At 60.3% G+C, this 9,322-nt stretch carries 8 protein-coding genes; 3 read left to right on the top strand and 5 right to left on the bottom strand.

The genetic code is table 11. The features are described from left to right. Positions 1-39: 39 nt before the first annotated feature. Positions 40-780, bottom strand: coding sequence for an ABC transporter ATP-binding protein (locus NW870_RS12475; protein WP_414375545.1), 741 nt, complete (start codon positions 778-780; stop codon positions 40-42). 344 nt (positions 781-1,124) lie between these two features. On the opposite strand from NW870_RS12475, the gene NW870_RS12470 reads away from it, so the two are divergent. Continuing rightward, positions 1,125-1,625, top strand: a complete 501-nt coding sequence (locus NW870_RS12470; RefSeq protein ID WP_414343683.1) for a DoxX family protein — start codon at positions 1,125-1,127, stop codon at positions 1,623-1,625. A gap of 80 nt (positions 1,626-1,705) precedes the next feature. Here the strand turns inward: NW870_RS12470 and NW870_RS12465 are convergent, their stop codons facing one another. The 3 genes from NW870_RS12465 to NW870_RS12455 are packed head-to-tail and all read right to left on the bottom strand — an operon-like array spanning position 1,706 to position 5,767. After that, complete coding sequence (locus NW870_RS12465; protein ID WP_414343684.1) at positions 1,706-3,880, bottom strand: RNA degradosome polyphosphate kinase; 2,175 nt, start codon at positions 3,878-3,880, stop codon at positions 1,706-1,708. Between the two features lie 58 nt (positions 3,881-3,938). After that, complete coding sequence (locus NW870_RS12460) at positions 3,939-4,898, bottom strand: branched-chain amino acid ABC transporter permease (protein ID WP_414375543.1); 960 nt, start codon at positions 4,896-4,898, stop codon at positions 3,939-3,941. After that, positions 4,898-5,767, bottom strand: coding sequence for a branched-chain amino acid ABC transporter permease (locus tag NW870_RS12455; protein WP_414375542.1), 870 nt, complete (start codon positions 5,765-5,767; stop codon positions 4,898-4,900). Before NW870_RS12455 ends, NW870_RS12460 begins: the two co-directional genes overlap by 1 nt. 152 nt (positions 5,768-5,919) lie before the next feature. Between NW870_RS12455 and lptC the strand changes: the two genes are divergently transcribed. Continuing rightward, a complete protein-coding gene (gene lptC, locus NW870_RS12450) occupies positions 5,920-6,885 on the top strand; it encodes an LPS export ABC transporter periplasmic protein LptC (protein WP_414375540.1) in 966 nt (321 codons plus the stop codon). An 81-nt stretch (positions 6,886-6,966) separates the two neighbouring features. Continuing rightward, the gene (locus tag NW870_RS12445) at positions 6,967-8,730 is read left to right on the top strand and encodes a sulfatase (protein ID WP_414375539.1); all 1,764 of its coding nucleotides are present in this window, start codon (positions 6,967-6,969) and stop codon (positions 8,728-8,730) included. A 12-nt stretch (positions 8,731-8,742) separates the two neighbouring features. On the opposite strand, the gene NW870_RS12440 is transcribed toward NW870_RS12445, so the two are convergent. Beyond that, entirely contained in the window at positions 8,743-9,237 is a 495-nt protein-coding gene (locus NW870_RS12440; RefSeq protein ID WP_414331319.1) for a DUF3531 family protein, read from the bottom strand. Positions 9,238-9,322 lie beyond the last annotated feature (85 nt).

The following is a 9,322-nucleotide window of genomic DNA, read 5'->3' as shown; positions in this document are numbered from 1 at the left end:
GCTTGTTTTGTTCTCTGGTAGAGCAGAACAGGCTCAGGGCTACTGAAAGCCCGCTCCGTACCGCTTAGCGGTCGGAGTCGGGTAGTTTACGGCCTCTTCTTGGTCGTGGGTGACGTACAAAAAGGTGAGACCAAGGCGGTGTTGTAGGGCCTTGAGTTCAAACTGCATCTGTTGGCGCAACTTCAAATCCAGCGCCCCCAAAGGTTCATCCAGCAAGAGCACCTGCGGTCGGCCAACCAAAGCCCGCGCCAAGGCCACCCGTTGCCGTTGCCCCCCTGAAAGTTGGCTGGGTTTACGGGATCCCAGATCGGGCAGTTGTACCAGCTCCAGCGCCTCTTGCACTCGCTTTTGGCGCTCCTTCGGCGGTATGCCGCGGATCATCAAGCTGTAGCCAACGTTCTCCGCCACCGTCATGTGGGGGAAGAGAGCATAGTCCTGAAACACCGTGTTCACAGGCCGTCGGTAGGGCGGCAGACCCAAAACATTCTGGCCGTTCAATTCGATCTGCCCCTCATCCGGACGCTCAAAGCCCGCGATCATCCGCAAACAGGTGGTTTTGCCCGAACCCGACGGCCCCAACAACGTAAAAAACTCCCCCTGCTGCACCTCCAAATCCACCCCGTCCACCGCTTGGATCCCGGAAAAGTTGCGGCTGACCCTCCGCAAACGAATGGCAGGCGGGGATCCCTCCTCTCTCCCGGCTTGGGATTTGGCGGAGCTGACATCAGAGGCGAGGACAGATTCGGCAACCATATCGACACAGGCAGCAAATGAACCCATTATGAGGGATCCATTTACAGAGGTTGACAGGTCTCAGCAAGGCCGGAAAAGTCCCAGGCCAAGAGCAGAGATAGTGTGGCGCAATCGCCTGCGGTGAAAGCTCGCCGGAAACCCACCCGACCGGTCGCGAAAGCGGGCCGGAGACCTTGTTTCTGGATGGGATCCCTTGACCACTGGGGATCTGAGTCCCACCCTTGTTACAGAAATTTAGAATCGTTACAATAAGTTAGAATCTTTGCTCATCTTTGCATCGCAGGTTTTATCCTATGGCACTCACTCAGCAGTTTCCCGTGCTACTCGCCTCAGCTTTGCGTCACGACAGCGTAACTCCGCGCTGGTCTCAAGTGGCGTGGACCGTTTTGCGGGTGGTGGCAGGGCTATTCATGATTCACAACGGCCTTGACAAGCTGGCAGATATTGAAGGGTTTGCGACGGCTTATGTAGAAGTGATCGGGTTGCCCTTCCCGATCTTCTTCGCTTATGTAGCTGCCTATACCGAGCTGATCGCAGCTCCGATGGTGGCGTTGGGTTTGTTGACCCGAGGGGCAGCACTGGGCTTGTTCGCCACGATGGCGGTGGCCATGTTCCATCACATTAAGGTGGCCGGCTTCAGCGTTCCCTACTTGGAGCTATCCGCCATCTACGCAGCGATCTTCCTGGCCTTTGCGGTGAATGGGGGGGGCTGGTTCTCTGTGGATCAGCTCTTGGTGAATGCAATCGAGTCGTGGCTGAACCGCGCCAGCCGGGAAAAGTTGGAGAGCTTGCAGTCTTCGTTGCAGGCCACGGAACGGGTAATTGCGCTGGGCGAGGAAGAGGCCGAGGCCGCCAAGACCACCGGATCCTGAGCTTTGGTGGCCATTCCCGATAGCGGCGAGGCTGCTCCTCTCTCCCTCTGAGAGAGAGGTTAGCAGTGAGAGTTATCCTGCTAAATGCGGCTGGCGGCCCGCTCCATCAGGCGTTGGTGGGTGGAGCGCACAGGCTCTCCTGGCTTGGGTTGCCGCTGCACGTAGGTGCCATCAGGGCGCAACTCCCAGGCTTGCCGGTTGTCCGTCAGGCAGATGTCCAAGATCGCCTTGAGCTCCCGCTGCAACGCGGGATCCTCGACAGGGGTAACCACCTCAACGCGCCGATCCAGGTTGCGGGTCATGTAGTCGGCACTGCCGATGAAGTACTCTTCCTGGCCGCCATTGTAGAAGTAGAAGATGCGGGAGTGCTCCAGGAAGCGCCCGATGATGCTGATCACGCGGATGCGTTCGCTTAGGCCGGGGATCCCCGGCTTGAGGCAGCACATGCCCCGCACGATGAGATCGATCTCCACCCCGGCTTGGCTGGCCTCGTAGAGCAGCCGGATCATTTCCGGGTCGGTGAGAGAGTTGATCTTGACGATGATACGCCCCTGGCCCCCCGCTTGGGCATGGCGCATCTCGCGGCGGATCAGGGCTTCCATGCCTTGGCGTAGGGTTCTGGGGGCCACCAAGAGCTTGCGGAATTGCCGTTGCCGTGAGTAGCCCGTCAGTAGGTTGAACAATTCCGTAACATCGTTGCAGAGGGTCTCATCGCAAGTGAACAGCCCTAGGTCGGTATAGATACGGGCGGTTTTGGGGTTGTAGTTGCCGGTACCGATGTGGACGTAGCGGCGCAGGGATCCCTCCTCTTCCCGCACCACCAAAGCCAGTTTGCAGTGGATTTTCAGCCCCGGCAGGCCGTAGGCCACGTGGACCCCGGCTTTCTCCAGCTTTTTGGCCCAGAGGATGTTGTTTTCTTCGTCGAAACGGGCTTTGAGCTCCACCAGAGCGGCCACCTGCTTGCCGTTTTCGGCGGCCTGAATGAGGGATTTCACCACCGTCGAGTCGCCGGAGGTGCGGTAGAGGGTTTGCTTAATGGTGAGCACCTGCGGATCGTTGGCGGCCTCCTCCAAAAACCGTTCCACGCTGGCGGCAAAAGAATCGTAGGGGTGATGCACCAACAGATCCCCTTCCCGGATGACGGCAAAGATATCCACCGGCTCATCGCTGACCGAGGCAGTGCGCAGGCGGGGCGGGGTGACCGGCCCCCAAGGGGGATCCTTCAAATCGGGCCGATCCAGGCTGAGAAACGCCATCACCCCCCCCATACTCAAGAGGCCATCCACTTCGTACACCGAGTCACTGTTGAGGCGCATCTCTTCGCTGAGCCGTTGTCGGATGGCTGCCGGAGTTTGGCTGGCAATTTCCATGCGCACCACCGAGCCAAAGCGTCGTTTGCGCAGCTCTTCTTGAATGGCAGCCAGCAGATCGTCGGCCTCGTCCTCTTGGATTTCCAGATCGGCATCCCGGGTGATGCGGAAGGGGTAGTACTCCAGCACCTGCATGCCGACAAACAGCGCTTCCAGATGGTGGGCAATCACCTGATCCAGCGGCACAAAGCTCACCCCATCCCGCAGCGGCACAAAGCGGGGCAAGGTGTTGGGCACCTTCACGCGAGCAAAATGCTCCTTGCCAGTCTCTGGATCCCGCACCACCACCGCCAAGCTGAGGCTGAGGTTGGAGATGTAGGGAAAAGGATGGCCTGGATCCACCGCCAAGGGGGTGAGCACTGGAAACAAACGCCTCTCAAAGTAGTCCCGCAGCTCCTGCCGTTCCGACTCGGCCAGCTCGGAAAAATCGCGGATGTGAATGCCCTGTTCCGCCAGCTTGGGCACCAGTTCCTGCCGGAAGCAAGTGTGCAATTTTCGAATCAGGGGGCGCAGGTGGCTCGAGATCTGCTGCAACTGCTGCTGCGGTGTAAGGCCATCCGGGGTTAGCACCAACACGCCCGTTTCCAACTGACGACGGATCACCGCCACCCGCACCATGAAAAATTCGTCCAGGTTGCTCTCAAAGATGGCCAGAAACTTCAGCCGCTCCAGCAGAGGTGTGCGCTCATCCAGGGCCTCGTGCAAAACCCGGGCATTGAATTCAATCCAGCTCAGCTCCCGGTTGAAATACTGCTCCGGCAGAGCATAGCCCTCTTGGATGGGTGTAGTCCGGATCCCTGGTTGTCCGGCATCAGGGGGGCAGCCCGTCGTGTCGGGGTTGCAGGGTGGCCAGGAAGGGTCAGTTTCCTTGGGACGCGGAGTCATGACGACAGAGGGCTGGGTTATCTCAAACACGTCAACAACAGCTGGAGCCGACCCAATCCTATCCTGCGGGGTTCTGCTTAGGCGAAGGAGAAGTGCCCAAGACGGGCTTGGGCGGACGTTCAGGCAACAATCCTTGAGAGCGCGTCAGAAGAATGACCTGGAGCAGGATCCCGATCAACAAAATGCGCAAAGGGCCAGCCCGGGTGGCCCACTGGGGCGGCAAACGGTTGGTGAGCCACTCGCTGCCCGACCACACCCCCCAAATTACCAGCGCTCCCAGCAAGGCGCCGCGATTGTTGCCACTGCCCCCCGCGATCAGCATTACCCAAACGATAAAGGTGGCAAACTCCGGTTGAAAGGCTTCTGGGCTGATGAAATTGACAAAATGGGCGTAGAGGGCCCCCGCCAACCCCATCAGCATGGATCCCAACACAAACGCCTGCAGGCGAAACTGGAGCACATCTTTGCCGGCGGCCATGGTTGCCGGTTCATCCTCGCGAATGGCCCGCAACACCCGCCCCCAAGGGGAGCGATAGGCCCGCTCCGCAGCCCAGTAGACCGCCGCCAAGATCAACAGCACCAAGCCCAAGTAGAGAAGAGTATCCTGACCTGGGATCCAGCCGCGAAAGGGTCGTGGAATGCGGGTAATTCCCCGTACACCGTTGGTGAGCCAGCCCTCATTTCTCAGGATTTGGCTGATGATCTCAGCAATGCCGATGGTGGCGATGGCCAAGTAGTCGGAACGCAGCTTCAGGGTAATCAACCCGATCAAAAAGGCAATCGCTCCGGCGACGGCCACAGCCACGGCAAAACCCACCCAAAAGGGTAGATTGAAGCCGCCCAAATGCTCGGCGCTTGGGGGTGTGGTGACAATGGCGCTGGCATAGGCTCCCACGGCAAAAAAAGCCCCCACCCCGATGTTGAACATGCCGGCGTAGCCCCACTGGATATTGAGGCCCAGCACCAGCACGCCGTAGATCCCCACCAAAATCAAAAAGAAAATGCCGTAGCTCAACATCAGACATCCCCCCCACCTGGGGATCCCAGTAATCCTGTGGGTCGGAAGATCAGCAGCAGTACCAAAATGGCGAAGGCCACCCCGGTTTTATAGGCCGGGTTGATCACCAAGGTCGAGAATTCTTCCGCCAGGCCAATCACCAGCCCTCCGGCAATGGCCCCGTAAGGGCGACCGATGCCGCCGAGAATGGCCGCTGCAAAAATGGGCAACAATAGCCGCCAGCCCATGGTGGGGTGCAGACGGGTATCCATGCCCAGGAACACACCTGCTGCACAGGCCAAGGCTGCGCCAATGGCCCAAGTCCAGAGGACGATCCGCTCTGTATCAATGCCGGTAATCTTGGCCAGCTCAAAATTGTCGGCCATGGCCCGCATCGCTTTGCCCACCCGCGTGCGTTGTAAGAAGAGATGCAGTGCCACCACCAACAGGGCTGTTCCCGCCAGGATCACTGCCCAATCGGGCTTAATGCGCAGCTCCCCAAGCCGCCACGGCAACTGGATCCCGCTGCGGTACACCTGATTGTTGGGCCCCCAGATGATCTGCACCAGGCTGCGCAGAATCAGGGCGGTGCCAAAAGAAGAAATGAGCAAGATCACTGGTGCCTCCCGGCGCAGGCGGCGATAAATGAGTTGGTCGATCCCAACTGCACAAAGTACCGTGGCCAAAGCTGCCGGGATCAGGCTGACCCCAATTGGCCAACCCAACCCAACAAATGTCAGGCCGAAGTAGGCCCCCAGGGTCATCAGATCCCCGTGGGCAAAGTTGGCAAAGCGCAAAATGCCAAAGGTCAGCGACACCCCAATTGCTCCTAGGGCGTAGATGCTGCCCAAGACAAGGCCGTAGATGAAAAGTTGCAACAGTTGGGTCACGCTTGCCCCCGAAAACCCCTTGCCCTGATAATGCCACGGGTTTGCCGAGAGCGGGATCCGGCTCAGCGCAGCGGAAGGATACGGCTGATCGCGCCAGCGGGACGGAGTCCTAAGAAAGCTAGGGTAGGGGAGAAAGCCCCCAAGGAAGATCCATGCAGTCCAGGTCTTTGTCTGTCCTCCGTTTCCTGGCCGTTTTGGCCCTGCTGAGCGCGGGCTGTGGCGGGCCGGAGTGGGATCCCGATGCGCCTTCCGAGCCCATCTCCACCCCCCAGTTGATCTACGAAGACATCACCCTCACCCAAGCCAGGCCCGACGGCGGCATTCTTTGGCGCTTACAGGCTCGCCTGGCCGAATATGAGTCCCCCCCAGAAAATGGTGCCGCTCCTGTGCAGTTGGGATCCGCCCATTTGCAGGCCGTTGAGGGGGAATTCTTCGACGAAGACAACCGCGCCATCCGCACCCGCGCCGAGCAAGGCTCTGCCTACCCCGGCGAACGACGTCTGGAATTGACGGGTCAAGTCGAGGTGGAATCGGAGCGAGACAACCTGCGTCTGCAGGCCCAGCGGGTGGAATGGCTGCCGGAACAGCGCCTCCTCCAAGCTGAGGGCCAGGTGAAAGTGGAGCTGTTGGAGGGCCAGGGATCCCTGCAGGGGGAGCGGCTGCTCGTCGACTTTGGCCAAGCCCAGATGCAGCTGGAGAACTGGGATCCCACTCAGCCGGTGCGGGCAGAGTACCGGGATCCGGATCTGGAGCTGGCCGCCAGCCGTTTTCTGTGGCAATTTGGCGTCGGGGAAGTGCAGGCAGTAGGGTCTGTAGAGGTTTACGCTCCCTTACAAGCTTTGCGCCTCAGGGGCGAGCAGTTGCGGGCTCCCCTGCCTCTAACCGAGTTGCGCATATTGGGCAACGGGCAAGCCAAAGCCGAGCAAACCGGTCAAGAGCTGCAGGCCCAGGAGATCCGCTGGCGCATCGGCTCCACCCAGTTGCAGGCCCAGGGCAACGTGCGCTACCGCCAGCCCGGCCAGGCTTTGACTGTCAGAGGCAACCAAGGGATCCTGGATTGGCAGGCCAACACTGCTCGGATCCAAGGCAACAGCCAAACCCAGCTCACTTTGCCCTGAGGAGGCGGTGGGGGAAGCAGAAAGCTGGCCGAGAGCATGGCAGGATAGGGATACTTTAAGAAACGTATCAGGTGGGTTGTGGTGAGTTTTAAGGACTCCGTCTCGCTGACGCAAACAGGACATTCCCCCGCAAGGGCCGGCGCTGCTGCCGTAGAACGCCCCAACATCCTGCTGATCGTGCTGGATACCCAGCGGGCAGATCGTCTCTCCTGCTACTGGTCGGAAGCGGAGCGTGCCCGCCAACTGCCCACCAGCCCCAACCTGGATCGGCTGGCTGCCGAATCCACCCTCTTCGAGCGGGCCATTGCCCCCGCCCAATGGACCATCCCCTCCCACGCTTCCCTGTTTACGGGGGAATACCCCAGCACCCACCAGACCGTCCAAGCAGATCTGGAGCTGAGCCCCGCCTTGCCCACCCTGGCAGAGCTGTTGCAGCTGAGCGGCTATACCACTGTGGGCTTTTGCAACAACCCTCTGGTGGGGATCCTGAAAAACGGCTTGCGGCGCGGCTTTGAAACCTTTTACAACTACGGTGGCGCTCTGCCCACCCGCCCCCCCGAAGGCACCCCCTTGCCCGCCCCCTTGAACCGCTGGCTGGCCGCCTACACCCAATTTTGGCGGCGGCTCTCCTATCCGGTGCAAAACGCCTTTGCCCGCTCCGACGCCCTCTTCCAGCTGGCGCTGCACCCCTGGTTTGCCTCCCTCTGGACCCGCCTGCTCAACTTCAAAGGCAACACCGCCGCCTCGATTGCCGACCTCAACCGCTACCTGCAGCAGATGGCCCGCCGCCGGTCGGATCCCGGAGCACGGCCCTTCTTTTGCTTTGTCAACCTGATGGAGCCCCATCTGCCCTACTGGCCGCCGGAGCCCTTTGTGCAGAAATACGCCCCCTATTTCAAAAGCAACCGCGAGGCCCGCGACTTTTTGCGCCAATACAACGCCCAGCCCTACCGCTGGATGGCGCCCCTGCCGCAGCCCCTTTCTCCACTGCAAGCGCAGGTGCTGCGGGATATCTACGATGCTGAGGTGGCCTACCAAGATCACCTACTGGGATCCGTCTTCGACACCCTGCGCCACACCGGCCTGGAGCAGAACACGCTGGTGGCCATCGTCGCCGATCACGGCGAAGGCCTGGGAGAACACGACTTCGTCGGCCACGCCTTTGTGGTCTACGAAGAGCTGATCCGCGTGCCCCTCATCCTGCGCTATCCCGGCCACTTCCCGGCAGGAAAACGCATTGCCACCCCCGTTTCCACCCGCCGCCTCTTCCATACCCTCCTGGAAGCTGCCGGCTTTAGCCCCAACCTTTCCCCCAACGGTGCCCCCTGTGTCAGCCTCAAGCTCCGCCGCGAGGTCGCCCGCCTCAGCTTGGCCCGCACCTTGGCAGGGGAAGATCCCGAGCAGGGAACAGTGCTCAGCGAAGCCTTCCCGCCCCACCTCCTCATTCGGGCTATGGAAAGCCGTAACGACAGCCTGCTGCGGGCGCGTGCCTGTTACGACATCCGCCGTGCCCTCTATGAGGGGATGACCAAGCTCATCCAAACGGGGGATCGTCCCAGCCTCTACAACTTGGAGCAGGATCCGGCGGAGCTGCGGGATCTGCTCTGGGTCGGCGACGGGGATCCCGTGTCCTCTCTCCCTGATGCTGATCCGCAACGCTGTCACGACGGGTCGGCGGTGGAGACCGGCTGGCCCCAGGCTTGGCTGGCTCGCCTGCAGCAGGGGCTGAGAACGTGGGTGAGCTGGGCAGAATCCCGACAGCCCAGCACGGCTCCTCGCAAGGTGAATGTGGAAAGCGATGCCGACTTGGTGCGGCAGATGCAAGAGCTGGGCTACTTGGAGTAGGCAGGGATCCCGCTATTCCAGCCCTCCTTCCTCCTCCCTGTGATCCCGCACATAGCCGTTTAGATCGTAGTCATCCATGTCATCCATCTCCTCCGGATCCGCCGTTGGCCAATCCTCATTTTGCCCGCCGATAATCACGCGGCTGAGGCCGATGTATTCCAGGCTGAGGGTGCGCAGGGCGTTGATCAACACATCCAGCGCCATCGCATCGGCGGTGCCCAGATCAAACCAGCAGCGGGCCCAGTTGTCCTTCTCTTCCAGGGATCCCATGTTGTGCATTAGGGAAGGCAAGGGCTCCGATTCGTTGGGATACTCCAGATAGCTCAGATCCACCTCGGCCTCTTGGGCCACCAGACGCTCGGCGTTAAATCCCCCCAGTTTGCCCAACACGTACCACGACTCCAGCACCTCGTTGAGGTACTCCAGCTCAGCTTCGACCGGCGGCTCGGCAAACTCAAACCAGATCCACAGATTTCCCGGATCGCACTCGCGAAACTCCACTTGCATGGACAGTTCCTGATACATTTACGCTGAACACTGCTGAACATCACTGTTCAACTATGCAGCGATAGCATTCTGTTTGTTTCCAAAC

Source organism: Synechococcus sp. R50.1 (genome assembly GCF_047462115.1).
GTDB lineage: Bacteria > Cyanobacteriota > Cyanobacteriia > Thermostichales > Thermostichaceae > Thermostichus.
This window is presented reverse-complemented; position numbering and strand designations above follow the sequence as displayed.

Coding starts and splice junctions, on each gene's coding strand:
- NW870_RS12475 (WP_414375545.1), bottom strand. CDS start 780: ATGGGTTCATTTGCTGCCTGTGTCGATATGGTTGCCGAATCTGTCCTC.
- NW870_RS12465 (WP_414343684.1), bottom strand. CDS start 3,880: ATGACTCCGCGTCCCAAGGAAACTGACCCTTCCTGGCCACCCTGCAAC.
- NW870_RS12460 (WP_414375543.1), bottom strand. CDS start 4,898: ATGTTGAGCTACGGCATTTTCTTTTTGATTTTGGTGGGGATCTACGGC.
- lptC (WP_414375540.1), top strand. CDS start 5,920: ATGCAGTCCAGGTCTTTGTCTGTCCTCCGTTTCCTGGCCGTTTTGGCC.
- NW870_RS12440 (WP_414331319.1), bottom strand. CDS start 9,237: ATGCAAGTGGAGTTTCGCGAGTGCGATCCGGGAAATCTGTGGATCTGG.